At 53.3% G+C, this 26,578-nt stretch carries 29 protein-coding genes; 19 read left to right on the forward strand and 10 right to left on the reverse strand.

Annotated elements, in window-relative coordinates; all coding sequences use genetic code 11:
• Positions 1-17: 17 nt before the first annotated feature.
• Positions 18-1,058 (reverse strand): oxidoreductase, encoded by a 1,041-nt coding sequence (locus tag F3J30_RS07265; RefSeq protein ID WP_166716818.1) that lies wholly within the window; start codon positions 1,056-1,058, stop codon positions 18-20.
• Between the two features lie 243 nt (positions 1,059-1,301).
• On the opposite strand from F3J30_RS07265, the gene blr reads away from it, so the two are divergent.
• The 12 genes from blr (at position 1,302) to gstA (ending at position 11,595) form a co-directional block, all read left to right on the forward strand.
• Entirely contained in the window at positions 1,302-1,427 is a 126-nt protein-coding gene (blr, locus tag F3J30_RS07270) for a division septum protein Blr (RefSeq protein ID WP_168162139.1), read from the forward strand.
• Between the two features lie 234 nt (positions 1,428-1,661).
• Complete coding sequence (gene ydgT / locus F3J30_RS07275; protein WP_006174966.1) at positions 1,662-1,877, forward strand: transcription modulator YdgT; 216 nt, start codon at positions 1,662-1,664, stop codon at positions 1,875-1,877.
• An 87-nt stretch (positions 1,878-1,964) separates the two neighbouring features.
• The gene (locus F3J30_RS07280; RefSeq protein ID WP_014069991.1) at positions 1,965-2,405 is read left to right on the forward strand and encodes a DUF2569 domain-containing protein; all 441 of its coding nucleotides are present in this window, start codon (positions 1,965-1,967) and stop codon (positions 2,403-2,405) included.
• Between the two features lie 76 nt (positions 2,406-2,481).
• The gene (gene rsxA / locus F3J30_RS07285) at positions 2,482-3,063 is read left to right on the forward strand and encodes an electron transport complex subunit RsxA (RefSeq protein ID WP_008500564.1); all 582 of its coding nucleotides are present in this window, start codon (positions 2,482-2,484) and stop codon (positions 3,061-3,063) included.
• Entirely contained in the window at positions 3,063-3,641 is a 579-nt protein-coding gene (rsxB, locus tag F3J30_RS07290) for an electron transport complex subunit RsxB (RefSeq protein WP_166716819.1), read from the forward strand. The genes rsxA and rsxB overlap by 1 nt, the downstream gene beginning before the upstream one ends.
• The gene (rsxC, locus tag F3J30_RS07295; protein ID WP_166716820.1) at positions 3,634-5,754 is read left to right on the forward strand and encodes an electron transport complex subunit RsxC; all 2,121 of its coding nucleotides are present in this window, start codon (positions 3,634-3,636) and stop codon (positions 5,752-5,754) included. Before rsxB ends, rsxC begins: the two co-directional genes overlap by 8 nt.
• Entirely contained in the window at positions 5,755-6,807 is a 1,053-nt protein-coding gene (gene rsxD, locus F3J30_RS07300) for an electron transport complex subunit RsxD (protein ID WP_166716821.1), read from the forward strand. It abuts the gene before it with no gap.
• A 9-nt stretch (positions 6,808-6,816) separates the two neighbouring features.
• Positions 6,817-7,437 carry an electron transport complex subunit RsxG gene (gene rsxG, locus F3J30_RS07305; RefSeq protein ID WP_166716822.1) on the forward strand — a complete coding sequence of 207 codons (621 nt, stop codon included), beginning with the start codon at positions 6,817-6,819 and terminating at the stop codon, positions 7,435-7,437.
• 2 nt (positions 7,438-7,439) lie between these two features.
• Complete coding sequence (locus F3J30_RS07310; protein ID WP_166716823.1) at positions 7,440-8,126, forward strand: electron transport complex subunit E; 687 nt, start codon at positions 7,440-7,442, stop codon at positions 8,124-8,126.
• A complete protein-coding gene (gene nth / locus F3J30_RS07315) occupies positions 8,123-8,758 on the forward strand; it encodes an endonuclease III (protein WP_014069985.1) in 636 nt (211 codons plus the stop codon). The genes F3J30_RS07310 and nth overlap by 4 nt, the downstream gene beginning before the upstream one ends.
• A gap of 614 nt (positions 8,759-9,372) precedes the next feature.
• On the forward strand, positions 9,373-10,881 hold the full coding sequence (gene dtpA, locus F3J30_RS07320) for a dipeptide/tripeptide permease DtpA (RefSeq protein ID WP_166716824.1): 1,509 nt from the start codon (positions 9,373-9,375) through the stop codon (positions 10,879-10,881).
• A 108-nt stretch (positions 10,882-10,989) separates the two neighbouring features.
• On the forward strand, positions 10,990-11,595 hold the full coding sequence (gene gstA, locus F3J30_RS07325; protein WP_166716825.1) for a glutathione transferase GstA: 606 nt from the start codon (positions 10,990-10,992) through the stop codon (positions 11,593-11,595).
• Positions 11,596-11,685: 90 nt separating this feature from the next.
• On the opposite strand, the gene pdxY is transcribed toward gstA, so the two are convergent.
• The 5 genes from pdxY to anmK all read right to left on the reverse strand — a co-directional run bounded on the left by pdxY (position 11,686) and on the right by anmK (position 16,269).
• A complete protein-coding gene (gene pdxY / locus F3J30_RS07330) occupies positions 11,686-12,546 on the reverse strand; it encodes a pyridoxal kinase PdxY (RefSeq protein WP_166716826.1) in 861 nt (286 codons plus the stop codon).
• A 66-nt stretch (positions 12,547-12,612) separates the two neighbouring features.
• A complete protein-coding gene (gene tyrS, locus F3J30_RS07335) occupies positions 12,613-13,887 on the reverse strand; it encodes a tyrosine--tRNA ligase (RefSeq protein ID WP_166716827.1) in 1,275 nt (424 codons plus the stop codon).
• Positions 13,888-14,012: 125 nt separating this feature from the next.
• Complete coding sequence (gene pdxH, locus F3J30_RS07340; RefSeq protein ID WP_014069980.1) at positions 14,013-14,669, reverse strand: pyridoxamine 5'-phosphate oxidase; 657 nt, start codon at positions 14,667-14,669, stop codon at positions 14,013-14,015.
• A 57-nt stretch (positions 14,670-14,726) separates the two neighbouring features.
• Complete coding sequence (mliC, locus tag F3J30_RS07345; RefSeq protein WP_166716828.1) at positions 14,727-15,050, reverse strand: C-type lysozyme inhibitor; 324 nt, start codon at positions 15,048-15,050, stop codon at positions 14,727-14,729.
• 94 nt (positions 15,051-15,144) lie between these two features.
• Entirely contained in the window at positions 15,145-16,269 is a 1,125-nt protein-coding gene (anmK, locus tag F3J30_RS07350; RefSeq protein ID WP_014069978.1) for an anhydro-N-acetylmuramic acid kinase, read from the reverse strand.
• Positions 16,270-16,523: 254 nt separating this feature from the next.
• Here anmK and slyB point away from each other — a divergent pair, with 254 nt between their 5' ends.
• Positions 16,524-16,991, forward strand: coding sequence for an outer membrane lipoprotein SlyB (gene slyB / locus F3J30_RS07355; RefSeq protein WP_014069977.1), 468 nt, complete (start codon positions 16,524-16,526; stop codon positions 16,989-16,991).
• 199 nt (positions 16,992-17,190) lie between these two features.
• Complete coding sequence (locus F3J30_RS07360; RefSeq protein ID WP_166716829.1) at positions 17,191-18,552, forward strand: GGDEF domain-containing protein; 1,362 nt, start codon at positions 17,191-17,193, stop codon at positions 18,550-18,552.
• Positions 18,553-18,588: 36 nt separating this feature from the next.
• Here the strand turns inward: F3J30_RS07360 and slyA are convergent, their stop codons facing one another.
• On the reverse strand, positions 18,589-19,029 hold the full coding sequence (gene slyA, locus F3J30_RS07365) for a transcriptional regulator SlyA (RefSeq protein WP_041162049.1): 441 nt from the start codon (positions 19,027-19,029) through the stop codon (positions 18,589-18,591).
• Between the two features lie 187 nt (positions 19,030-19,216).
• Between slyA and F3J30_RS07370 the strand changes: the two genes are divergently transcribed.
• The 3 genes from F3J30_RS07370 to F3J30_RS07380 are packed head-to-tail and all read left to right on the forward strand — an operon-like array spanning position 19,217 to position 22,349.
• Complete coding sequence (locus tag F3J30_RS07370; protein WP_166716830.1) at positions 19,217-19,453, forward strand: DUF1656 domain-containing protein; 237 nt, start codon at positions 19,217-19,219, stop codon at positions 19,451-19,453.
• 2 nt (positions 19,454-19,455) lie between these two features.
• Entirely contained in the window at positions 19,456-20,316 is an 861-nt protein-coding gene (locus tag F3J30_RS07375) for an HlyD family secretion protein (RefSeq protein WP_166716831.1), read from the forward strand.
• Positions 20,316-22,349 (forward strand): FUSC family protein, encoded by a 2,034-nt coding sequence (locus F3J30_RS07380; protein WP_166716832.1) that lies wholly within the window; start codon positions 20,316-20,318, stop codon positions 22,347-22,349. Before F3J30_RS07375 ends, F3J30_RS07380 begins: the two co-directional genes overlap by 1 nt.
• On the opposite strand, the gene sodC is transcribed toward F3J30_RS07380, so the two are convergent.
• The 3 genes from sodC to F3J30_RS07395 form a co-directional block, all read right to left on the reverse strand.
• Positions 22,328-22,846 carry a superoxide dismutase [Cu-Zn] SodC gene (sodC, locus tag F3J30_RS07385; protein WP_014069971.1) on the reverse strand — a complete coding sequence of 173 codons (519 nt, stop codon included), beginning with the start codon at positions 22,844-22,846 and terminating at the stop codon, positions 22,328-22,330. The two genes, F3J30_RS07380 and sodC, sit on opposite strands and share 22 nt — an antisense overlap.
• Before the next feature lie 79 nt (positions 22,847-22,925).
• Entirely contained in the window at positions 22,926-23,822 is an 897-nt protein-coding gene (locus F3J30_RS07390) for an aldo/keto reductase family oxidoreductase (RefSeq protein ID WP_166716833.1), read from the reverse strand.
• A gap of 48 nt (positions 23,823-23,870) precedes the next feature.
• The gene (locus F3J30_RS07395; protein WP_014069969.1) at positions 23,871-24,110 is read right to left on the reverse strand and encodes a DUF1289 domain-containing protein; all 240 of its coding nucleotides are present in this window, start codon (positions 24,108-24,110) and stop codon (positions 23,871-23,873) included.
• A 148-nt stretch (positions 24,111-24,258) separates the two neighbouring features.
• On the opposite strand from F3J30_RS07395, the gene eptA reads away from it, so the two are divergent.
• Both eptA and F3J30_RS07405 read left to right on the forward strand, forming a co-directional pair.
• Positions 24,259-25,884 carry a phosphoethanolamine transferase EptA gene (gene eptA / locus F3J30_RS07400; protein WP_166717141.1) on the forward strand — a complete coding sequence of 542 codons (1,626 nt, stop codon included), beginning with the start codon at positions 24,259-24,261 and terminating at the stop codon, positions 25,882-25,884.
• 41 nt (positions 25,885-25,925) lie between these two features.
• Positions 25,926-26,567 (forward strand): TetR/AcrR family transcriptional regulator, encoded by a 642-nt coding sequence (locus F3J30_RS07405; RefSeq protein WP_166716834.1) that lies wholly within the window; start codon positions 25,926-25,928, stop codon positions 26,565-26,567.
• Positions 26,568-26,578: the final 11 nt, after the last annotated feature.

Raw genomic sequence — 26,578 nt, forward strand, 5'->3', positions numbered from 1 at the left:
CTGCCCGGCCCTTAGCGTTATGCCAGACAAAGCGTTGCGCGATGTTTGGCAGATTCAATCCCCAGCTCAATCAGCTCCATAATCTGAATGGCCTGGCTTGCCGGAACCGGATTTTCCCCCGTGCCATTTAGCGCATCGCGGATCCCCGCATAATAAGCCGGGTAGTTGCCGGGCATCGTCAGTAAGGTTTCCTGAACCTGCTCCTCACCTTCGAAGCGTATGAATACGCCATCGCGCATATCGTAGCCCCAGTCTTCCTGCGGCAGACGCTCACCATTTTTCAGACGGTCTTCTTGCGGGTCTAGACCAAACTTCACGTAGCTGCCGCGCGTACCGTGGATGATATAACGCGCAGATTCCGCAGCCGCCAGCATGGTGGCGTGCAGGACAATGCGCCGTTGCGGATAACTTAATATCGCGTGGAAGTAATCTGTTGTCTGCGCTCCCGGCCGCAGCTGTGCCAGGTCAACGGTCAGGCTCACCGGCAAACCAAACAGATTCACTGCCTGATCGAGCAAATGCGGCCCTAAGTCGTACCAGATACCGCTCCCGGGGCCAGCCTGCTCGCGCCAGCGGTCACGTACCTGAGGACGGAAACGGTCAAAGTGCGATTCGAAATACGCAATTTCGCCGAGCACGCCTTCGCTTATCAGCGATTTGACGGTGAGAAAATCACTGTCCCAGCGGCGGTTATGAAATACCGAAAGCAACCGACCCGCACTTTTCGCCTGCGCATCCAGCTCTCTTGCTTGTGACAACGTCACAGTAAAGGGTTTATCCACCACCACATGTTTACCCGCTTCCATTGCGGCTTTTGCCAGCGGGAAGTGGGTATCGTTTGGCGTGGGGATCACAATCAAATCAAGATCCGGATTGTTAAACAGATGCTTTGGCTCAGAAACCACAGGAACCGATGGCCAGTCGGCATGGACTTTTGCTGCATCGCTGCTTGAAATCGCGGCCAGTTCCATTCCTGAAGTTCCGGCAATCAGAGGGGCGTGAAATGTTTTACTCGCGTACCCATAACCAATAAGCCCGACACGGATGTTGTCATTCATATTGTTACCCTCTCAGCTGATGTTCTTATTTCACACTGGCTATTCTGATGTCTGAACAGATTAATAATGTGCCATATGACTTAAAATAGCATCCTGTGCCGGTTATTTTTGTTACATAGATTTAACCTGCTGATTTTCTTTAAGGAAACCGTTCCCAAAGCGCTTGCCGTGACGAATGTTGCGCTGTAACATTTGCAATCTGTATTTATGGATAAATTACAAACACGAATCATGACGTCAATAATTAATCGAATCATTGAATTAGCGGGATGGATTGTCCTTGGAGTTTCGGTCGTGCTGCTGGGTGTTGCCAGCCATATCGATAACTACCAGCCGCCGGAGCCTGTCACAGTCGCACAACCGAAATAACCTCAACGCGGTAATAAAGAGTGACATATTATGTCAGTTTCATATTGCCAGCCGTGTTGAACAGGGTTAACCTTCTCATCCAGGCATCGTCTGATGCCTGAATCATTCAGCAAAGAAAACTCCTAATTTAGTCGCATTACCTGAGTGGGCAGTTTACGTCTTTATTAATCCGTTTATTATTCGAACGAATTACCTTCACTGGTATTACTCACTTTTATATGGAAACTCATTAATATGACAGTTCAGGACTATTTATTAAAATTTCGCAAGATCAATTCGCTTGAGAGCCTGGAAAAACTGTTTGACCATCTGAACTACACGCTGTCGGATAATCAGGAAATCATCAATATGTATCGCGCAGCCGATCACCGCCGTGCAGAGCTCGTCTCTGGTGGCCGGTTGTTCAATGTTGGCGAAGTCCCTAAGTCTGTATGGCGTTACGTACTATAAGAAAGTAGCCATCCGCGCGAAATGTTATATACTCTGCGCCCTGCAAATTGGCTATATAACGTTTCGCGCAGACTTATGGGAGAGAACATGACCGCATCGCCTGGAGAAAAAATCGGAGGCTGGTTAATCGCCCCGCTGGCATGGCTGCTGGTTGCATTATTAAGCGCATCTCTGGCGCTTCTGCTCTACACCACCGCACTGATTACCCCTCATGCGATCCAGACCCTGATGTCTCAGAGTACGGGCAAAATTGCGCTGTGGTTTGCGTCGTTCGTCTTCGCGATTGGCATGTGGTATTACACACTGTGGCTGACCATCGCCTTCTTTAAGCGCCGTCAGAGTGTGCCGAAACACTACATTATCTGGCTGCTGATCTCTGTGCTGCTGGCGGTGAAAGCCTTTGCTTTCTCACCCGTGTCTGATGCGCTGGCCGTTCGTCAGCTGCTGTTCCCGTTACTGGCGGCATCACTGTTGGTCCCCTATTTCAAACGCTCATCGCGCGTGAAAAAAACCTTCGTGAACCCGTAATAACCTTACAGTTATCCTGTTGTCGCCTGTTCTGGTTTATCAGATAATGGGCGGCTTTTTTATTTCAGGCTGAATAATGACCGATTACTTACTGCTCTTTGTCGGAACTGTGCTGGTTAACAACTTCGTACTGGTGAAGTTCCTTGGCCTGTGCCCATTTATGGGCGTATCCAAAAAGCTGGAAACAGCAATGGGCATGGGGCTGGCGACCACCTTCGTCATGACGCTGGCGTCTATTTGCGCCTGGTGGATTGATACCTGGATACTCATCCCGCTGGGTTTAACCTATCTGCGTACGCTGGCTTTTATTCTGGTTATCGCGGTTGTGGTGCAATTTACCGAAATGGTCGTGCGCAAGACCAGCCCGGCGCTTTATCGCCTGCTGGGCATCTTCCTGCCGCTGATTACCACCAACTGCGCCGTACTTGGCGTGGCGCTGCTGAACATCAACCTCGGGCATAATTTCATGCAATCGGCGCTGTACGGTTTCTCCGCAGCGGTCGGTTTCTCTCTGGTCATGGTGCTGTTTGCCTCTATTCGTGAGCGCCTGGCGGCAGCGGATATCCCTGCGCCGTTTCGCGGAAATGCCATTGCGCTGGTGACCGCAGGTTTAATGTCTCTGGCCTTTATGGGCTTTAGTGGTCTGGTGAAGTTGTAATGAATGCTATCTGGATTGCCATCGCTTCTATCAGCGTACTGGGATTAGTGTTTGGCCTTATTCTGGGCTATGCCTCCCGCCGCTTCGCGGTTGAGGACGATCCGGTTGTTGAAAAAATTGATGAGCTTTTGCCGCAAAGTCAGTGTGGCCAGTGCGGCTATCCTGGCTGCCGCCCTTATGCCGAGGCGGTCGGTGTGCAGGGTGAGAAAATCAACCGTTGTGCGCCGGGTGGCGAAGCGGTGATGCTGAAAATCGCCGCGTTGCTTAACGTTGATCCACAGCCCACTGATGGCGATGCGGATGTGCAGGAGCCCGTTCGCGCACTGGCGGTTATTGACGAAGCAAACTGTATTGGCTGCACCAAATGTATTCAGGCGTGTCCTGTCGACGCCATTGTCGGCGCAACCCGCGCCATGCACACCGTTGTGGCGGATTTGTGCACCGGCTGTAACCTCTGCGTCGCGCCTTGCCCGACGCAATGTATCGAGTTACGCCCGGTCGAAACGACTACCGATAGCTGGAAGTGGGATCTTCAGACCATTCCGGTTCGCATCATTCCTGTGGAACAACATGCTTAAGTTATTTTCTGCTTTCAGAAAAGAGAAGATTTGGGACTTTGATGGCGGCATTCATCCGCCAGAAATGAAAACCCAGTCTAACGGCACCCCGCTGCGTCAAATTCCGCTGGCGACCCGCTACGTTATGCCGCTGAAACAGCATATTGGCGCTGAGGGTGAGCTGTGTGTGAAAGAAGGCGATATTGTCCTGCGCGGCCAGCCGCTAACCTTTGGTCGCGGACGTATGCTTCCCGTACACGCGCCAACCTCCGGTAAAGTGGTGTCGATTGCGCCGCACACCGTTGCGCACCCTTCTGCTCTCTCTGAGCTGAGCGTCATTATCGAAGCTGATGGCGAAGACCGCTGGATCGACCGCGATGGCTGGAGCGACTACACCGCCCGCAGCCGCGACGCGCTCATTGAACGTATCCATCAGTTTGGCGTGGCCGGTCTTGGCGGCGCGGGCTTCCCGACGGGAAGCAAACTGCGCGGCGGCGGCGACAAAATCCAGACCTTAATTATCAACGCTGCGGAATGCGAGCCTTACATCACCGCGGATGACCGTCTGATGCAGGATTGTGCTGCGCAGGTTGTGGAAGGTATTCGCATCCTCGCCCACATTCTGCAACCGCGTGAAGTGCTGATCGGCATTGAAGATAACAAACCGCAGGCGATTTCCATGCTGCGTGCGGTGCTGGCAGGCAGCCACGACATTGGCCTGCGCGTTATTCCAACCAAGTATCCTTCCGGCGGCGCAAAACAGCTGACGCAGATTTTGACCGGCAAACAGGTTCCGCACGGCGGGCGCTCGTCCGACATCGGCGTACTGATGCAAAACGTGGGTACCGCCTATGCAGTGAAACGCGCGGTTATTGACGGCGAGCCGCTGACTGAGCGTGTTGTCACCCTGACCGGTGAATCGGTTTCTCGCCCGGGTAACGTCTGGGCACGTTTAGGCACACCGGTACGTCACCTGCTGGAGCAGGCCGGTTTTTGTGCCGGTAGTGAACAGATGGTGATCATGGGCGGTCCGCTGATGGGCTTTACCCTGCCCTGGCTGGATGTCCCGGTCGTTAAAATTACCAACTGTCTACTCGCTCCTTCTGCCACAGAGATGGGTGAAGAGCAGGAAGAGAAAGGCTGTATTCGCTGTAGCGCCTGTGCTGACGCTTGCCCGGCGGATCTTTTGCCACAACAATTGTACTGGTACAGCAAAGGCCAGCTGCACGATAAAGCCACAGCACACAATCTCGCCGACTGCATAGAGTGCGGCGCCTGTGCCTGGGTATGCCCAAGCAACATTCCGCTGGTGCAGTATTTCCGCCAGGAGAAGGCCGAAATTTACGCCATCTCGATGGAAGAGAAACGTGCGGCAGAAGCAAAAGCCCGCTTTGAAGCGCGTCAGGCCCGTCTTGAGCGCGAGAAAGCGGCGCGTCAGGAACGCCATAAACAAGCAGCCGTGCAGCCTGCAGAGAAAGATCAGGATGCGATTAACGCCGCTCTGGCGCGCGTTCGCGAGAAAAAAGCCTCGGCCACTCAGCCCGTGGTGATCCCGGCGGGGGCAAAACCGGATAACAGTGAAGTCATTGCCGCACGCGAGGCGCGTAAGGCAGAAGCCCGTGCTCGTCAGGCGGAAAAAGCGCAAAATGCACAGCCGGAAACAGCAGCCGACCCGCGTAAAGCGGCCGTCGAAGCGGCCATTGCCCGGGCCAAAGCGCGTAAAGCTGAACAACAGGACGTTGTAGTGGCACCAGAAGCACCGGTTGATCCGCGCAAAGCCGCTGTTGAAGCCGCTATCGCCCGGGCCAAAGCACGCAAAGCTGAACAACAGGACGTTGTAGTGGCACCAGAAGCACCCGTTGACCCGCGCAAAGCCGCTGTCGAAGCCGCTATTGCCCGGGCCAAAGCGCGCAAAGCAGAACAACATATACAACAAGCAGAGCCTGAAGCCCCTGTTGACCCGCGTAAGGCGGCTGTCGAAGCCGCCATCGCCCGGGCAAAAGCCCGCAAAGCGGCACAACAGGAAGAGCAGCCTCAAGCCGCAAATGACGATCCACGCAAAGCCGCAGTCGCTGCCGCGATTGCGCGCGTTCAGGCAAAGAAAGCCGCGCAGCAAGCAGTTAACGAGGATTAAATGGTTTTCAGAATCGCAAGTTCCCCTTACACCCATAACCAGCGCCAGACATCGCGCATTATGATGCTGGTTTGCCTGGCGGCCCTGCCGGGTATCGCCGTGCAGTTTTGGTTTTTCGGCTGGGGAACCCTTTTCCAGTTAGTCCTGGGTTGTGCTACCGCATTAGCGGCCGAAGCGCTGGTTCTGAAATTGCGCAAGATGGATGTCACCCGCATCCTCAGCGACAACTCAGCGCTGTTGACCGGCCTGCTGCTGGCCATCAGTATCCCGCCCTTCGCTCCGTGGTGGATGGTGGTACTGGGCACCGTGTTTGCCGTGATTATCGCAAAACAGCTTTATGGCGGCCTGGGGCATAACCCGTTTAACCCGGCGATGATCGGCTATGTGGTGTTGCTTATCTCTTTCCCGGTGCAGATGACCAGCTGGCTGCCACCGCATGAAATTGCTGCAACCGTGCCTGGTTTTATGGATGCGTTCCACGTTATTTTCACCGGCCACACGGCGCTGGGAGCGGATATGAACACACTACGTATGGGTGTGGATGGCATCAGCCAGGCGACTCCGCTGGATACCTTTAAAACCTCACTTCACGCCGGGCACAGCGTTGAGCAGATCATGAAATCGGCCATCTACAGCGGCGTGCTCGCCGGTGCAGGCTGGCAGTGGGTGAATCTGGCTTATCTGCTGGGTGGCGTGTTCCTGCTGTGGCAGAAGGCAATTCGCTGGCATATTCCGGTCAGTTTCCTGGTGACACTCGCCATCTGCTCCACCCTGGGCTGGGTATTTTCTCCGGAATCCCTTGCCAGCCCGCAGATGCACCTGCTCTCGGGTGCGACCATGCTGGGTGCCTTCTTCATTCTGACCGACCCGGTGACCGCATCGACCACCAACCGTGGCCGTTTGATCTTCGGTGCCCTGGCGGGGCTGCTGGTGTGGCTTATCCGCAGCTTTGGCGGCTATCCTGATGGCGTGGCGTTTGCTGTTCTGCTCGCCAACATCACCGTTCCGCTTATCGACTACTACACGCGTCCGCGCGTGTACGGCCACCGCTAGGAGCCTGCTATGCTGAAAACGATGCAAAAACACGGCGTCACGCTGGCCATCTTCGCTGCGGTGCTGACCGGGCTGACGGCGCTGGTGAATGCGCTGACCAAAACGACCATTGAAGAACAGGCGACAAAGCAACAGAAGGCCCTGTTCGACCAGGTTATCCCGGCAGAATTCTACGATAATGACCTGCAAAAAAGCTGTTTTGTGGTTCAGGCAGCTCCGTTAGGGAAAGGTTCGCACCGGATTTTTATCGCTCGTAAAGGGGATAAAGCAGTGGGTGCCGTGATGGAAGCCACCGCGCCAGACGGTTACTCCGGGGCCATACAGCTGCTGGTCGGCACTGATTTCTCTGGTACGGTTCTGGGTACGCGTGTGACAGAGCACCACGAAACACCCGGTCTTGGTGACAAAATTGAGCTGCGCTTAAGCGACTGGATTTTGCATTTCGCAGGCAAAGTGATCCATGGTGAAGATGATACCGCCTTTGCGGTGAAGAAAGATGGCGGCGAATTCGACCAGTTTACCGGCGCCACCATCACCCCGCGTGCGGTGGTCAACGCCGTAAAACGTGCCGGGCTGTATGCCGAAACGCTGCCCGCGCAGATCAACAATCTTCCGGCCTGTGAGGAGTAATCATGAGCCAGGTTAAAGAGGTTATTGTCCAGGGGCTGTGGAAGAACAACTCCGCACTGGTGCAATTACTGGGGATGTGTCCGCTGCTGGCGGTAACATCGACCGCTACCAACGCACTCGGTCTGGGCCTTGCGACAACGCTGGTGCTGACCCTGACGAACCTGTCCATCTCTGCACTACGCCGCTGGACACCGTCGGAGATCCGTATTCCGATTTACGTGATGATCATCGCCTCGGTGGTGAGTATCGTGCAGATGCTGATTAACGCCTACGCGTTTGGTCTGTACCAGTCGCTCGGGATCTTCATTCCGCTTATCGTGACCAACTGTATTGTGGTTGGGCGTGCTGAAGCCTTTGCGGTGAAAAATAGCCCGGCGATGTCTGCGCTGGACGGTTTCTCCATCGGTATGGGCGCAACCTGCGCCATGTTTGTCCTCGGTTCCATCCGTGAAATTCTGGGGAACGGTACGCTGTTTGATGGCGCGGACGCGCTGCTGGGTGGCTGGGCAAAAGCATTGCGCATCGAAGTGTTCCACACGGACACACCGTTCCTGCTGGCCATGCTGCCACCTGGCGCATTTATTGGCCTTGGAATGATGCTGGCGATAAAATATCTCATTGATGAGAAACGTAAACGCCGTGCCGCTGAGCGCAGCGTTCAGGAAGGGATACCCGAGAAAGCCTCATGAACAAAGAGAAACGCATTGCAATCCTGACCCGGCTGCGGGATGAAAACCCTCACCCGACAACAGAGCTGAACTTTAACTCACCGTTCGAGCTGCTGATTGCCGTGCTGCTCTCTGCACAGGCCACGGACGTGAGCGTCAACAAAGCCACTGCCCTGCTCTACCCGGTCGCCAACACGCCACAGGCAATGCTGGAGCTCGGTGTAGAGGGCGTTAAGTCCTACATCAAGACCATTGGTTTGTTCAATAGCAAGGCCGAGAACGTCATTAAAACCTGCCGGATCCTGCTTGAACAACACGGTGGTGAGGTGCCGGAAGATCGCGCAGCGCTTGAGGCATTACCCGGTGTTGGCCGGAAAACCGCCAACGTTGTGCTTAACACGGCATTTGGCTGGCCAACCATCGCTGTCGATACCCATATCTTCCGCGTTTCAAACCGCACTAACTTCGCCCCCGGCAAAAATGTCGAGCAAGTTGAAGAGAAACTGCTCAAAGTGGTTCCCGCCGAATTTAAGGTTGATTGTCACCACTGGCTGATCCTGCACGGACGTTATACCTGCATTGCGCGCAAGCCACGCTGCGGCTCCTGCATTATTGAAGACCTCTGCGAATTTAAAGAAAAAGTGTATCCCTGAATCCTTTTTCGCTTTCTGAGCTCATATCAAATGGTTATGAAAGGAAGCTCTCACTGTGAACCTTCCTTTCGACCACTTATTGTCCGCATTAGCCATCCTTGATCCTGTCGATTGTTCGGTCATTTAACACTCAAACAGGTTAATTGTTTTTTCATCACCAAAAATTTCTATACATCTGTGATCGAGATCACTCTGATAACTCCATGTTGGATTTTTGTTGTGAAAAGCTGTGTAAACCCTTTGCCAGACAATATTTAACCGTTCTTTTACCGCAGATAAGACCAGTCATTTTTCAGAATATGGGCTATATCACTGGCCATGAGGTCAAATAGCAGAACATATTGCCGAATACGGGTTTTTTGGGGTTTGTGGCAGTGAAAAAAACCAACAATCCTTAACCAATGAAATTTAACGCTGAATAACATTTGCATGACCCGAGTATTATACCGCCCCAGATATATGTAACAGATCATTACAAACGTATTGCCAGATGGGTCAGGATAGTGAACATTACCCGCCGTTTCCCCTCCCAATATAACTATAAGGCGGATGGACTACGGTCATCACGCTATGAACACCCCCCGTTAATATGGGATGTAAAAAAAGAGGTATATGTGTCTACTGCAAACAATAAACCAACAGATGAGAGCATAAGTCTTAACGCTTTCAAACAACCTAAAGCGTTCTATCTCATCTTCTCTATCGAGTTATGGGAGCGTTTTGGTTACTACGGCCTGCAAGGGATCATGGCGGTTTACCTGGTTAAACAACTGGGTATGTCCGAAGCAGATTCCATCACGCTGTTCTCTTCATTCAGTGCTCTGGTGTACGGTCTGGTCGCTATCGGCGGCTGGCTGGGTGATAAAGTTCTGGGTACCAAACGTGTCATCATGCTGGGCGCGATCGTCCTGGCAATCGGTTATGCACTGGTTGCATGGTCCGGTCACGATGCGGCTGTGGTCTACATGGGTATGGCGACTATTGCAGTCGGTAACGGTCTGTTCAAAGCGAACCCGTCTTCACTGCTTTCTACCTGCTACAGCAAAGATGACCCGCGTCTGGACGGTGCATTCACCATGTACTACATGTCCGTGAACATCGGTTCCTTCTTCTCTATGCTGGCAACACCATGGCTGGCCGCGAAATTCGGCTGGAGCGTTGCGTTCTCCCTGTCTGTTGTCGGGATGCTGATCACCGTTGTTAACTTCGCCTTCTGCAAGAAGTGGGTTAAAGACTACGGTTCAAAACCAGACTTCGAACCTGTGCATGTGGGCAAACTGCTGGCAACCATCGTGGGTGTTGTGATCCTCGCGGCAATCGCCACCTGGCTGCTGCACAACCAGGGCGTGGCACGTGCTGTGCTGGGCGTGGTTGCACTGGGTATCGTCTGCATCTTCGCGAAAGAAGCATTCGCCATGCAGGGCGCTGCTCGCCGTAAGATGATTGTTGCGTTTATCCTGATGCTGGAAGCGATTATCTTCTTCGTGCTGTACAGCCAGATGCCAACGTCTCTGAACTTCTTCGCTATCCGTAACGTTGAGCACTCTATTCTGGGTATCGCGTTCGAGCCGGAGCAGTATCAGGCCCTGAACCCGTTCTGGATCATGATTGGTAGCCCGATTCTGGCCGCTATCTATAACAAGATGGGTGACCGTCTGCCAATGCCGCACAAGTTCGCGATTGGTATGGTGCTGTGCTCTGGTGCGTTCCTGGTGCTGCCACTGGGTACCAAATTTGCGACCGACGCAGGTATCGTCTCCGTTAACTGGCTGATCCTGAGCTATGCTCTCCAGTCTATTGGTGAGCTGATGATCTCCGGTCTGGGTCTGGCGATGGTTGCTCAGCTGGTACCACAGCGTCTGATGGGCTTCATCATGGGTAGCTGGTTCCTGACCACTGCCGGTGCAGCGATTATCGCCGGTAAGATTGCTAACCTGATGGCCGTTCCAGAGAACGTAACCGACCCACTGGTTTCTCTGAACGTCTACGGTACGGTATTCATGCAGATTGGTGTGGCTACCGCAGTTATCGCTGTGCTGATGCTGCTGACTGCACCTAAACTGAATCGTATGACTCAGGACGACGACAAAACTGCTAAAGCGACCAAAACCGTAACAGCATAATGTCATCGGGGAACGACTGAACAGAAGCCGTTAACTTTGTGTTAGCGGCTTTTTTTTTATTCGTTCGCGCACTAACATAGCTGAAACCTCAGCAAAAAGGAGTTACCGATGAAACTGTTCTACAAACCGGGCGCCTGCTCTCTTGCTTCCCATATTACCCTGCGCGAGAGCGGTAAAGATTTCACGCTGGACGGCGTTGACCTGATGAAAAAACGCCTGGAAAACGGCGACGATTTCTTTGCTATTAACCCGAAGGGACAAGTTCCGGCGCTGCTGCTGGATGACGGTACACTGCTGACAGAAGGCGTTGCCATTATGCAGTTCCTGGCGGATAACGTCCCGGACCGCCAGCTGCTGGCACCGACCGGCAGTATCTCGCGTTATAAGACACTGGAGTGGCTGAACTATATCGCGACCGAACTGCACAAAGGCTTTACGCCGCTGTTCCGCCCTGACACACCGGAAGAGTACAAACCTACCGTGCGTGCTCTGCTGGAGAAAAAACTTCAGTACATTAACGAGTCGTTGAAAGACGATCAGTGGATTTGTGGCCAGCGTTTCACCATTGCAGATGCGTATCTGTTTACCGTTCTGCGCTGGGCGCGTGCGGTTAAGCTGAACCTGGAAGGGTTAGATCATATTGCATCGTATATGGAGCGGGTGGCGGCGCGCCCTGCGGTTGCTGCGGCGCTGAAAGCGGAAGGTTTGAATTAACTGAGCGGCCTGTGTTGCCGGGTGGCGCTGACGCTTACCCGGCCTACAAATTCCGTAGGCCCGTGCAAGCGCAGCGCCGCCGGGCGGTGTCTAAAGTTGAGTTGCGCTGAAATAGTGCTCCGGCTTCGCAATACGATCCTGCGCCGCAACCACCTGCAACTCATACTCCTGCATATTTTTCGTCGCGGTCATGATTTCGTACACGGCGGCAGTCACATGCTCCAGCGCATCACGAAGCGTTGCGCCTTGCAGTAATTTCACCAACAGCAGACCGCTGGTCACATCGCCCACGCCAACTGGCTGACGCATGCCAAAATCAACCAGCGGACGGCTGATATGCCAGGCTTCGTCTTTCGTCACCAGCAGCATCTCAAAACGGTCACGGCTCAGCCCTGCGCGCGCCAGGTGCTTGACCAGTACAATCTCAGGCCCTTGCGCAATCAGCTCGCGAGAAGCGCTGACAGCCTCGTCTACGCTGTTAACCGGGTGCTCGCAGAGGATCTCCAGTTCAATCAGGTTGGGCGCAATAATGTCGCTCGCGGGCAGCGCGTGTCGCACGTGAAACTCAGCCACGCCAGGTGCCACGATGCAGCCCTTCTCCGGGTGCCCCATTACCGGGTCGCAGAAGTATTTTGCCGCCGGGTTCGCCGCCTTCACCTGACGCACGATGCCGAGAATATGTTCGCCCTGCTCCGCTGAGCCCAGATAACCGCTCAACACCGCGTCACAGCGTTTGAGCTGGTCGATATCAGCGATGCCCTGCACAATCTCCGTGAGATGTGAAGGCGGCATCACGCAGCCGGTCCATTTCCCGTACTGGGTATGGTTAGAGAACTGAACGGTATTAAGCGGCCAGACATTGGCACCGAGACGACGCATCGGGAATTCCGCTGCGCTGTTGCCAGCATGTCCAAATACAACGTGGGACTGAATGGCGAGGATATTCTTCATTTTTTGCTTACCACAACCCTGAAAAAACAAAGGGGCGTGGTTTCCCCCGCCCCTGCATACTGTTGATTACTTCCAGCACACCAGACAGTAATTCTTCTTACCGCGACGCAACAGTGTGTAGCGGCCATACAGACGATCGCCGTCAACAAAGGTATATTCAGGATCGGCCTGTTTTTCACCGTTGATGGTAATGGCGTTGGAGGCAATGGTCTTACGAGCCTGACCGCGGGACGGTTGCAGCTCAGAATCCACCAGCGCCTGCATCAGGTCTGCGCCTTTTTCCATCTCAACCATCGGCACGCCATCCTGCGCCAGCTGTTCGAAGTCCGCTTCGCTTAAATCGCTCAGCGTACCGTTGAACAGGCTTGCGGTAATGCGTTTTGCCGCAGCCAGGCCTTCTTCGCCGTGAACCAGTTTGGTCACTTCATCAGCCAGAACATACTGCGCACGAGGTGCAGTGCCGCTGTTTTTGTCTTCTTCTTCCAGTGCATTGATGGCTTCAATGTCCATAAAGGTGAAGAATTTCAGGAAGCGGTAGACATCAGCATCTGCGGTGTTGATCCAGAACTGATAGAACTTGTACGGGCTGGTTTTTTTCGGATCGAGCCATACTGCGCCGCCCTCGGTTTTACCAAACTTGGTGCCGTCGGCTTTGGTGATCAGTGGAACCGTCAGGCCGAACACCTGGTTCTGATGCAGACGACGGGTCAGATCGATACCGGAGGTGATGTTACCCCACTGGTCAGAACCGCCAATTTGCAGGGCCACACCGTGCAGTTTGTTCAGGCAGGCGAAGTCATAACCTTGCAGCAGGTTGTAAGAGAACTCGGTGAAAGAGATGCCCTGATCGTCACGGTTCAGACGCAGCTTCACGGCTTCTTTGTTGATCATCTGGTTAACAGAGAAGTGTTTACCGATGTCACGCAGGAAGGTCAGCACGTTCATGCCGCCAAACCAGTCATAGTTGTTCGCGGCAATTGCAGCGTTTTCACCACAGTTGAAGTCGAGGAACGGCGCAACCTGTTTGCGGATCTTGTCCACCCACTCCTGCACGGTGTCTTCGGTGTTCAGTTTACGCTCAGCGGCTTTGAAGCTTGGGTCACCAATCAGACCGGTCGCGCCGCCAACCAGTGCAACAGGCTTATGGCCTGCCATCTGGAAGCGTTTCAGGCATAACAATGGAACAAGATGCCCCAAATGCAAGCTGTCAGCGGTGGGATCGAAGCCGCAATAGAGCGCGATCGGGCCTTGCGCCAGTCGCTCTGCTAACGCTTCCTCGTCCGTCACCTGGGCCACGAGGCCCCGCTCTTGCAATTGTTTAATCAAGTTACTGCTTGCCATCAAATTCTCCATGTATAAACGACTGCACCTTTGCCGGTACACGACTTTTCGCCTGATGCGAAAGGTACATAGAATAAAGCGCTGGCGCACGTAGCGCTAGCGCTTAAAACAACAAATTTCGGGGATTACGGCGCCAGTCTGTCGATTTTCCAGCCAGCATTCTCGCGCTGGTATAAAAAGCGGTCGTGCAGGCGATGTTCACCGCCCTGCCAGAACTCCATCTGCTCGATTGGGATGCGGAATCCGCCCCAGAAGCTTGGCAACGGGACTTCACCCTGCTGGAACTTTTGTTTTAACTCGAGGAATTTACTTTCCAGTACACCGCGGGCAGAGATTCGGCTGGACTGTTTAGAGACCCAGGCACCAATCTGGCTATCGCGCGGGCGGCTGTGGAAATATTTCAGCACTTCCAGGGTGGAAAGACGCTCGGCTTTACCGGTGACCATGACCTGACGTTCCAGCATATGCCACGGGAACAGCAGGCTCACACGCGGGTTGTTTTCAATCTGATGCGCTTTACGGCTGCCCAGGTTGGTATAAAACACCAGCCCTTTCTCATCGTAATGCTTCAGCAGCACGATTCGCTGGTACGGCTGACCGGTCTCATCAACCGTGGCAACCACCATTGCGGTCGGGTCGGCAAGCTTTGCTTCACAGGCCTGTTTCAGCCAGCGTTCAAAAAGCACCAGGGGTTCGGCGGGAAGATCCTGGCGACGCAGGCCGCCTTTGGTGTATTCACGGCGCAGATGCGCAATTTGCTGCAATTCGTCGTTATCTGACATGGCGTTAGCTGAAATTGACAATAGGTGGCGCTATTGTGCGCCGCCCCTGTAAAAATCTCAACGCTTCGGATTTTGTAGCTGGCAATTGTTCAGCACAATGCGGTCACGTTTGTAGACCGTTGCTTCATCGCCTTTAGACCAAAAAACATAAATGCCATCGGTATAACGCGCACCTGACGCAGACATGCCCTGCTTCAGATTCAGCAGTTTGTTGTCGTACACAAAGCTGGCTTCCTGACGGGGGTTGTTGATCTTCACGGTCAGCGGTTTTTCGTCGCAACGATACTCCAGGGTATCGGTCTGCATACGTTCAACGAACTGGTTATAGACGCTGCACCCTGACAGCAGTAAAGGCACAGCAATAAGAAGAAGTTTTTTCATGGGCGTATTCCGAAGACTATCCTGGTCCTGGAGGACACTGCTGCCCTCCTGTTTTCTTTCCATTTTAACGGCTACACGCAGCGCTGAATTTCAGTTAACTCTGATTATGACGTGGATTTGCCGGGAAAATCGCACCCAGCACGCTCGCCTCACGCGCGCCGGTTACCGACGGAAGATTCCCAGGTAATCCGGCGATGGTGCGCCAGGCAAGCCAGGCAAAGGCCAGCGCTTCCATATCATCGCCGCTGATCCCGGCATCGTCCGTCGTCGTGACTTCGGTGCCTGGCAATAACCCGGCCAGACGCGCCATCACCAGCGGGTTGCGGCTGCCACCGCCACACACCAGCAGGCGTTCACATCCGCCGCTGAGGAGAACCTGTTCGGAAATCGACGTGGCCGTCAGTTCTGCAAGCGTTGCCTGTACATCTTTAGGGGAAAGTGCGGGGAATGGCATCAGCTGACGTTCAAGCCAGCCATAGTTGAAATACTCGCGCCCGGTGCTTTTTGGCGCAGGTGCAGCAAAATACGGGTCGCTCAGCATGGATTGTAAAAGAGGAATGATCACTTTTCCTTCACAGGCCCACTGGGCGTCTTTGTCATAAGGTTTTCCATACTGACGCCAGATCCAGGCATCCATCAGCATATTGCCCGGCCCGGTATCGTAGCCACGAACGGGCTGGCCCGGGATAAGCATTGACAGGTTAGCGATGCCGCCGATGTTGAGCACCATCCGGCGTTCTGTTGGGTGCGCCAGCAACGCCTGGTGAAACGCGGGGACCAGCGGCGCGCCCTGCCCACCCAGCGCGATATCCCGACGACGAAAATCGCCCACAACGGTCACACCGGTTTTGGCGACAATCTGGTTGTTATCACCAATCTGCATCGTGTGTGGCGCATCGCCGGTCGGCTCATGCCAGACCGTTTGCCCGTGACAGCCGATCGCCACCACATCCTGCGGTTGCAGCTTCTCTTTTTGCATCAACGCCAGTATCGCATCGCCGAAGAGCGCGCCCAGGCGCACATCAAGCTGTCCAAGCTGTGACAGCGTAAGCTGCTGGCCCTGACAGATGCTCAGGATAGCTTCTTTAAGCGAAACAGGGATCGGCCAGGTCAGGCTCGCCTGCTGTGCCACCATGTTTTCATCTATGGCAGCCAGAACAACATCGACACCATCAAGACTGGTACCTGACATCACACCAATATAGCGACCCGATTTCATGCGCTTTCCTTACGTTTCGTGGGCGAGTTACCCACACTCCACCATAAACGGCGTCGCTTTGCTATGCAGAGATAATATTTTTTAACAATGTCAGACACGTAACCAGGGGGCTTCTTGTTTATGCCTCGTTAAGCCAAATTCAAGTACAATTTTCCTATTGTTAGTGCAAAGATATGAACTATGGCCTCTTATGCCATATAATTTAGCCATAACGGATGCCCTGACTGGGCGTTTTTGGTGAACAGGAGATTCAAATGATTTTACGTGTACTGGGCGTTTCGCTGATTGGATTGACGCTGGCGGGTTGTGTGAATAACGATTCCCTTTCCGGTGACGTTTATAGCGCGTCTGAGGCTAAACAAGTTCAGAACGTGACTTACGGTACTATCGTTAATGCACGTCCTGTACAAATTCAGGGCGGCGATGACAACAACGTTGTTGGCGCAATCGGCGGTGCCGTACTGGGTGGCTTCCTGGGTAACACCGTAGGCGGCGGTACGGGTCGTTCTCTGGCGACAGCCGCAGGCGCCGTAGCCGGTGGTGTTGCAGGTCAGGGCGTTCAGGGCGCGATGAACAAAACGCAGGGTGTTGAACTGGAAATCCGTAAGGACGACGGCAACACCATCATGGTTGTGCAAAAACAGGGTAGCACCAGGTTTGCAGCCGGTCAGCGTGTTGTTCTGGCCAGCAACGGTAGCCAGGTTACCGTTTCTCCGCGTTAATACCAAAGAGGATGCGGCCAACTGGCTGCATCCTTTTACAATATTCATCATTTAAATATATATATTTACAAAATACCTTCCCCACTATTTAGTTTCCCCTTCTTATATTGCTCCTGCGCAAAGTATTTGTTCATGACGTTGTTAAACTAAGCAGACTCACACCTCTTTAATAAATTATTATTTTTTTTAACATAAACGCATGAATACGATTGAACGTTACATAAAGAACCGCTATATCGCTTTCTTCTTTGGCTGCATAATTGTCATTGGGATATTACAGGGTTCATTTTTAAAACTGGTCGAGTTAGTCCCGTCATTTTCACCCTTATTATTCCCGACGCTCACCATATTTTTACTCGTGTTTCATCTGTTTATTGCGTGTTTTATGTCCATGAAATACTGGTGCGATCGCAGACGCTTGTATTTGGTCGCCATCGCCTGCGCTTTCACCGGGTCGATGCTGCTGATGACCGGGACGCTGTCGAGCTTCCCTGCCTGGCTTGATCTCTACCAGTTCGACATCGTTAACTATAACGACGCGATGATTTTCTTCACGTTTCGCCATCTCCTGATGGCGGTATTGATTATCTTTGCTGCGCTACTGTATATGGTCCGGGATTACCCTTTATCTCGACTGACTCATATCAGCATTATTATTGCTATTTTTATATTCACCGCATGTATGGTTGTGTTGGCATGGCTTTTTTCCGGCCATTCATCAGTACTGACGATTGATTTAGTGGATAATGAAACCCGGCAATTTATGGTTCTCTGGAGCCATTTAATCAATATATTGCTTATCATTTTGTGGCTAGTGGCATTAGTGGCACTGATCGCTATTACGCGTTTGCGCAACCTGTTCTGGGTCGGCGGTACTTTTTTATGTGTCTGTTATATCGTGACGCTGGGGATGTTGTTCTTCGGCGGGCACGCTGAAGACATCGCCTGGTATCGCGCCCGCTTATTTGAAACTGCGGCAACCTTACTCATCATTCTGGTTCTGCTTTATGATGTATTTAATCTCTATCGTGATTCACATTTAAAGTACCAGCAGTCTTATCAAAATTCGATTCGCGATCCGCTGACCCGTCTCTACAACCGCAGCTATTTTTATGACGCGTTAAACCAGTCCCTTGCAACGGCAAAAGCGACTCGCCCTGTTTCCGTTATCGTCAGCGATCTCGATCGCTTCAAGCGCATCAACGACTGCTATGGCCACTTACAGGGCGACAAGGTATTGCAGTTTGTCGCCAATTTGCTGATGGATTCCGTGCGTCCTCAGGATATTGCCGCACGCATCGGTGGCGAAGAGTTTGTCCTGATGCTGGCCAATACCGATTCCGATGCCGCGCGCCAGGTTGCAGAGCGTATTCGCCTCAACTTAAGCAGTTTTGATAAGAGCAGCAGTAACGGACAGCTTCCGGAGCCTATTACCATCAGCATGGGGGTGTTTACCGCGACATCTTCACAGATAACCGCTGAGGAGTGCGTGGAAAGCGCGGATAAAGCGATGTATGAGGCCAAAGAGACAGGACGTAACCGCGTGGTGGTCTTCCAGTAAAAAAAAGCCTTGCTGATGCAAGGCTTTTTTATGTTATCAGTCGCGGGACTGCAACTCGCTGATGTTCTGCTCAAGACGAGCAATGAGACTAATAAGCATCTCAAGTTCCGCCGGAGAAATCCCGGACAGGATCTCCCCTCGCGTTTTGCTGATCACAGCTTCCATCTCATCAATGATTGGCGCTGCTTTTTCAGTGAGTTTAATCCGTTTGGCGCGACGGTCACTGGCGCAGGTCTGCCGTGAGATCAGCCCCTTTTCCTCCAGCTGATCGAGCGTTCGTACCAACGACGGTTGCTCAATACCAATCGCTTTGGCCAGTTGAATTTGCGACTGTTCGGGTGGCAGCTGATGAATGTTATGCAGCGTGACCCAATGCGTCTGTGTCAATTCCAGAGGTTTCAGGCGATGGTCAATCAGAGCACGCCAGACGCGTACTAACCTTGCCAGATCAGAACCTAATGGCGATTCCAATTTCATCTCCTTATAATTAGCTTGCTAAGTTATTATACTGATTTTAGAATAGTGTGCAGCATTTATATTGCCAAAACAAATGCAATACTGCATTCAGCGATGTTGAAAGTATGATTTACACTGAATACTCACGCCTCATCGTGTAATGACTGGCCACTGTGGCCACCCTTTCAACTGCAAAGGATCTCTGCTCGTGAAGTTTTCTTACAGCTCCGCGGGGTTACCCCTCCAGGACTTGATTGTCGGTGCATCAGTCTATTTTCCTCCTCTTTTTAAAGCCGTTTTTGTCGGTTTTTTAATCTGGCTGGTTGTACACCGCCTGCTGCGAGACTGGATGTATTCCGGTGAAATCTGGCACCCGATGCTGATGGATCTCTCCCTGTTTGCTCTTTCCGTATGTCTTGGCCTTGCCGTGTTGATTGTGTGGTGAATATGTCCCTGAAAACACTAAAATACTTTTCCACTCTTTTGGTTCTGGCCCTGGCACTGGTTGCCGGTTGGTGGATGTGGACCTACTACATGCAGTCCCCGTGGACGCGCGACGGTAAAATCCGCGCCGAGCAGGTCAATATCACCCCGCAGGTCTCCGGCAGTATCACGACGCTTCTTGTTAAAGATAACCAGTTTGTTAAAAAAGGCGATGTGCTGTTCCGTATTGACGAGACGCCCTACCACATCGCTATCCTGAATGCACAGGCGCAGCTTGCCAAAGCGCAGTCTGACCTGGCGAAAGCCAACAACGAAGCCAATCGTCGCCGCCATTTATCGCAAAATTATATCTCTGCGGAAGATTTAGACACCGCCAACATTAATGTGAAAGCCATGCAGGCAAGCGTCGATGTCGCCGAAGCGACGCTTAAGCAGGCCCAGTGGCAACTGACGCAAACGGTGGTGACATCTCCGGTTGATGGATGGGTAACGAACCTCTCCACGCGCGTGGGGAATTACGCCACCACGGGGCAGCCGGTGTTTGCGCTGGTAGACAGCCACTCATTCTATGTTGTCGGTTATTTTGAAGAGACGAAGCTGCGCCATATTCAGGAAGGTGCGCCGGCGCGGATAACACTGTACAGCGGCTCACAAACGTTACAGGGTCACGTATCAAGCATTGGCCGGGCCATTTACGATCAAAGCGTCGAGACAGATTCCGGCCTGGTTCCGGATATCAAACCGAACGTGCCCTGGGTGCGTCTTGCCCAGCGCGTTCCGGTTCGCGTGGAGTTTGACAACCTGCCGAAAGACATCACGCTGGTTTCAGGCACAACCTGTACCGTCTCTGTCGGAACACGTTGATGAACCTCTCCGCTTTCTCCTGTCGTAACACCCCCTGGATAAAAGCAACCCGCCCGCAGTGGCGTTATGCACTGCGTAACGGCATTGCCATGTGTCTTGCACTCATGGTGGCCTACTATCTGAACCTGGACGAGCCCTACTGGGCGATGACCTCTGCGGCGGTGGTGAGCTTCCCCACCGTTGGCGGGGTTATCAGTAAAAGTCTGGGACGCGTGGCGGGCAGTCTGCTCGGCGCTACCGCTGCGTTGATCATCGCTGGCCATACCCTTAACGATCCCTGGCTGTTTTTACTGAGCATGGCGACGTGGCTGGGCTTTTGTACCTGGGCCTGCGCGCATTTTACCAATAACGTGGCCTACGCATTTCAGCTGGCAGGCTATACCGCCGCCATTATTGCCTTCCCGGTGATTAACGTCCTGGACACTACCGAACTGTGGGATATCGCCCAGGCGCGCGTGTGTGAAGTCATTATCGGTATTCTGTGCGGCGGGGTCATGATGATGATCCTGCCCAGCACATCGGATGGCACAGCGCTGATCGCCGCATTAAAAACCATGCATACCCGCTTACTGGAACACGCAAGTCTTCTCTGGCAGCCCGACACCAACGACGAAATTCGCCTTGCGCACGAAAAAGTCATCGGCCAGATCCTGACCATGAATTTACTGCGTATCCAGGCGTTCTGGAGCCACTATCGTTTCCGCAGGCAGAACGCGTTGCTTAACTATCTGCTGCATCAGCAACTGCGTATGACCAGCGCCATTTCCAGCCTGCGCCGGATGTTGCTTAACTGGCCCAATCCGCCGGAAAACACCCGTGAAATCATTGAAGCGCTGCTGGTCGAGCTTGCGCGACCCACGGCCGACTTCTATAGCGTGGCGCGCATTATTGCACCGGTGGCGCCAGTGGATGAATATGACTATCGCCACCGGGCGTTCTGGCAGCGGCTGCGCTATTTTTGTCGGCTTTACCTGCTGAGCAGCCGTTGGATCCGCGCCGTAGAAAATGCCACGCCCATTACGGAGTTCTCTGTTCCGCAAAGCCCTGCGCTGGCGCGGCATACCGATAACATGGAGGCGCTGTGGAGCGGTTTTCGTACGTTCTGCGCGCTTACCCTGGTGGGCACATGGGGCATCGCAACCCAGTGGGACAGCACCTCCGCCGCGTTGACCCTCGCCTCCATTAGCAGCGTACTGTACTCGGTTTCCCCTTCACCCTTTAACTCCCTGACGCTGTTACTGCGTACGCTGATACTGCTGTCACTGTTCAGTTTTGTGGTGATGTTTGGCCTGATGGTGCAAATCACAGATCTGTGGCAGTTCCTGCTGTTTCTTTTCCCTCTGCTCACCACCATGCAATTGCTGAAGCTACAAATGCCAAAACTCGCCGGGCTCTGGGGGCAGCTTATCGTTTTTATGGGATCGTTTATCGCGGTCACCAATCCACCCGTTTATGATTTTGCTAACTTCCTCAACGACAACCTGGCAAAAATCCTTGGTGTGGCGTTAACCTGGCTGGCGTTTGCGGTGCTCCGTCCGGGCTCTGATGCGCGCAAAAGTCGGCGTCATATTCGCGAGCTTCGCCGGGGATTTGTCGATCAGCTCAGCCGTAAGCCCCATCTGCGTGAAAGCGAGTATGAATCCCTTGTGTATCATCACGTGAGTCAGCTGAATAACAGTCAGGATGTTCTCGCGCGCCGCTGGCTGCTGCGCTGGGGCGTGGTATTGCTTAACTGTTCACATGTGGTGTGGCAGCTGCGTGCATGGGAAACCCGGTCTGATCCGCTGGCGCAGGTTAGGGATATCTGTATCGCGTTACTGCGCGATGTGATGAGTGAACGCGGTGTTCAGCAACGTCCGCTGGAAGCCACGCTCGTTGAGCTTCAGCGTATTTGCGACACCCTCGCGCGCCACCATCTCCCGGCCGCACGCGATTTAGCCTCAATAATCTGGCGGCTGCACTGTTCGCTGTCGCAGCTGGAACAGGCCCCGCCACCGGGCACTATTGGCGATCACATCACGCCACAGGCATAACGTGCGCCGCCACCGCCCAGAGGTTTAGGCTTGTCGGACATGTTATCGCCGCCCACGTGGATCATCAGCGCCCGGCCTTTGATTTCATCCAATTTTTTGAGCCGCGGCGCAATGACTGGCGTCGTGGCTTTGCCATCTTTGTCAACCACCAGCACGGGCAGATCGCCCAGGTGCCCCATGCCGTTCGGCCCTTCGTGCTTACCGTAATGTTCAGGATCAAGGTGGCCACCTGCGGCTTCTGCCGCCGAGGCTTTCCCCTCTTTCAGGGCGGGCTGACAGCTACCATTGGTATGAACATGAAAACCATGCTCGCCGGGTGGAAGGGAGTTGAGATGAGGAGCAAACTCCAGCCCTTTGTCGGTTTCAGTGATTTTTACAGTTCCGACGGACTGGCCTACGCCAAGTGGGGAAACGAGGTTCATTTCTACTTCGTCACTGGCAGCCTGCGCCCCTGCGCATACTGCCAGTGTCACGAGTGCCAGAGCAAAACGCTTCATGTGACCTCCTGGGTTTCTTTTTGCCCCTTAAGTCTATACCAGAGGCAGCATTTTCACCGGGAGGTCACGTTTTAGCGGATTACGGGACGTCGTAACCCAGTGCCGCTTTACGGATGCGGAACCACTGCTGGCGGGTCATATCCAGAGCTTCAGCGGCAATCGCCGAGCGCACACGTTCAATTTTGCCAGAACCAATAATCGGCAGCGGTTTTGACGGCAGACGCATGATCCACGCGTACACTACCTGCTCAATGCTTTCCGCATTCAGCTCCTGCGCGATGGTGCTCAGTTCATCACGCAATGGCTGGAAGGCATCATCATTAAACAGACGTCCGCCGCCCAGGCACGACCACGCCATCGGGCGGATGCGCAGCTGTTGCAATTGATCGAGCGTACCGTCCAGCAGCAGTGGCTGGTGAACAGGTGAAATCTCAACCTGGTTAGTGGCCAGCGTAAATGGCAGGCGTGACTGAAGTAAGGCGAACTGCGCAGGGGTAAAGTTCGATACCCCGAAATGACGGACTTTGCCGCTCTGATGCAGATTCAGGAAAGCCTCCGCCACTTCATCAGCATCCATCAGAGGATCCGGGCGATGGATCAGCAGCAAATCAATATGGTCAGTTGCCAGATTAACCAGTGATTGCTCTGCGCTTTTTACGATATGGTCACGGTCAGTGATGTAGTGACCAAGCGCGTGCTCAGGTTTAGCCGTGGTGGCGATGCCGCATTTCGTGACAATCTCCATACGCGAGCGAAGCGCCGGAACCAGCTTAAGTGCCTCACCAAACGCGGCTTCACACAGGTAGCCGCCATAGATATCGGCATGATCGACGGTGGTGATCCCTAAGTCGAGATGCTCTTCAATGAAGCTCGCGAGCTGAACAGGGGACATATTCCAGTCCATCAGCCGCCAGTAACCCATCACAAAACGGGAAAACTCCGGGCCCTGGGGTGCAAGGGTAATGCGCTGAACCATAACAATTTCCTCAAGGAAGTAATGTCATGAGTATACGCAATTACGCTGCTAAAAAAGTGAAGGTTGCTGCGGTTCTTCGGTTTCGCCTGCTTTGTTTGCGCGTATTTTGCGCAGTAAACGCTGCCGACACAGGCGCAGGATGTCCTGTTTTTGCGTGTCGCTAAAATTTTGCCAGTTGAAACGCTCGTCGCGGGTACGCATACACCCACGGCAATATCCGCGCTCATCCACCTGACAAATTCCCCGGCACGGGCTCTGGATGGGGAAAAACTCCAGTTGCTCTGCCACACACACCTCCAGAAACCGATTATCACCTACAGTGAAGACGTTAAATGCCGCTCATGCAAGGGCTTTACCACAGAAATATGGCATTAAGGTTTCACTAATCTTCTCTCCCTATACTCGCCGCATCACGATAAAGAATGGTTTGTTTATGATGTGGTTTGTTAAAAAGTTACAATGTAACGACATTAAATTTACTCTGGGTTGTGCCCTCTTTTTTACCGCGCTGAATGCCCTGTTCATCCAGCGCAGCTGGGCTATCATTGCCCCTGCACAGCTGCATGATATGCTCTTCGCAGCATCCGTTCCGCTGGTGCTTTTTTGCGGCTGGGTCATTGTTTTTAGCATTCTCAATATCCCCTTTATCCGTAAGCCGCTGCTTATCCTGTTGACCATGGGATGTGCCGCAGCCACCTATTTTATGTATACCTACGGCGCGGTTATCGATCAGAACATGATTGTTAACGTGTTCGAAACCAACTCCCAGGAAGCGACCGCCCTGGTGACACCGCAGATGATCATCTGGATTGTCATTGCCGGTCTTATTCCATCCGTGGTGTTAGCCCTGACGCGTATACGTACCGGTAAATGGTGGTACGCGCTGCTGACGCGTATTGCCGCGATGCTCGGCGCGCTGCTGGTGATCATTCTGGTCGCCTCCGTGTTCTATAAAGATTACGCATCGCTGTTCCGTAACAACAAAAGCATCGTCAAGATGGTGACCCCTGCTAACTACGTCAGCGCGATCATGAAGTACAGCAAAACCCGCTGGTTTGCAGGCGATCAGACGCTGGTACGTATTGGTGAAGATGCCCAAAAAGGCCCGGTGATTGCCGGGCAGCAGAAAAAAACAGTGCTGGTATTGTTGGTCGGTGAAGCGTCCCGCGCAGCGAACTACTCGCTTAACGGCTATGACCGTGAAACCAACCCTGAGCTGAAAAAGCAGAACATTATCAACTTCCCTCAGGCATCCTCCTGCGGGACAGAAACCGCGGTCTCCGTTCCTTGCATGTTCTCTGGCATGACACGTAAGAAATATGATGCTGACCTCGCCCGCCACCAGGAAGGGTTGCTCGACGTGCTGGGACATGCGGGTATCAACCTGTTGTGGCGCGATAACGATGGCGGCTGTAAAGGGGCTTGCGACCGTATCCCGCATACGGACATGACTCAGTGGAAGCTGGACCAGTTCTGCAAAGACAAATCCTGCATTGATGACGTTAATTTCTATCGTCTGGATAACGTGCTGGACGGCCTGAAGCAGGACACGGTTCTGGTTATTCACCTGATGGGCAGTCACGGCCCGGCGTACTATCGCCGTTACCCGGATAACTTCCGCAAGTTCACGCCAACCTGCGATACCAACGAGATTCAGGATTGCGATCATCAGGCACTGATCAACACCTATGACAACACCATCCTTTATACCGACAGCATCGTGAGCAAGACTATCGATACCCTGAAAGCTCGCCAGGGCAGCATGAACACGGCGCTGATTTACCTGTCGGATCACGGTGAATCGCTGGGCGAAAGCGGTATCTACCTGCACGGCACACCGTACATGCTGGCTCCTGAACAACAAACGCATATTCCGTTTATGTTCTGGCTCTCTCCCGACTACGCGAAAAATTACGGCGTTAACGAGCAATGCCTGCGCGACCATGCAGCAAAAGATGCGGTTTCACAGGACAATTTATTCTCAACGGTACTGGGGATGATGAACGTGAAATCAAAGGTTTATCAGCAACAGCTGGATATCCTGAACGCATGTCGTCAATAAACCTGCTTGTAATAGACCGATTGGTCTATTACAGTGCCGACATGAGCAGAAATACTGAACACGATACGCGCGAACACTTACTGGCTACAGGCGAGCGTCTTTGTATGCATCGCGGGTTTACCGGTATGGGGCTTAGCGAACTGTTAAAAACCGCTGAGGTGCCGAAAGGGTCGTTCTACCACTACTTTCGCTCCAAAGAATCCTTTGGCGTGGCGATGCTTGAACGGCACTATGCCAGTTATCATCAGCGCCTTGCCACCCACTTTGCCAGTGGCGAAGGTAACTACCGGGATCGTGTTCTTAACTACTATCAGGAAACGCTGACCCAGTTCTGTCAGCAGGGCATTATCAGCGGATGCCTGACGGTAAAACTTTCTGCGGAGGTGTGCGATCTTTCCGAAGATATGCGTACCGCCATGGACAAAGGTGCCAGCGGCGTTATCGCCCTGCTGGCCCAGGCGCTTGAGAAAGGCCGCAATGAAAAAACGCTGGCCTTCCCCGGTGAGCCACTGACCCAGGCGCAGGTTCTCTATGCGCTCTGGTTAGGCGCAAACCTGCAAGCCAAAATTTCTCGCAGTGCCGTGCCGCTGGAAAGCGCGCTGGCACATGTGAAAAGCAGTATTACAACGCCTGGCGTAAATACCCTAAATAATTCGAGTTGCGGGAAGGCGGCAAGGGAGTGAATCCCCGGGAG

Source organism: Enterobacter sp. Tr-810 (genome assembly GCF_011752765.1).
Taxonomy (GTDB): Bacteria; Pseudomonadota; Gammaproteobacteria; order Enterobacterales; family Enterobacteriaceae; genus Enterobacter; species Enterobacter soli.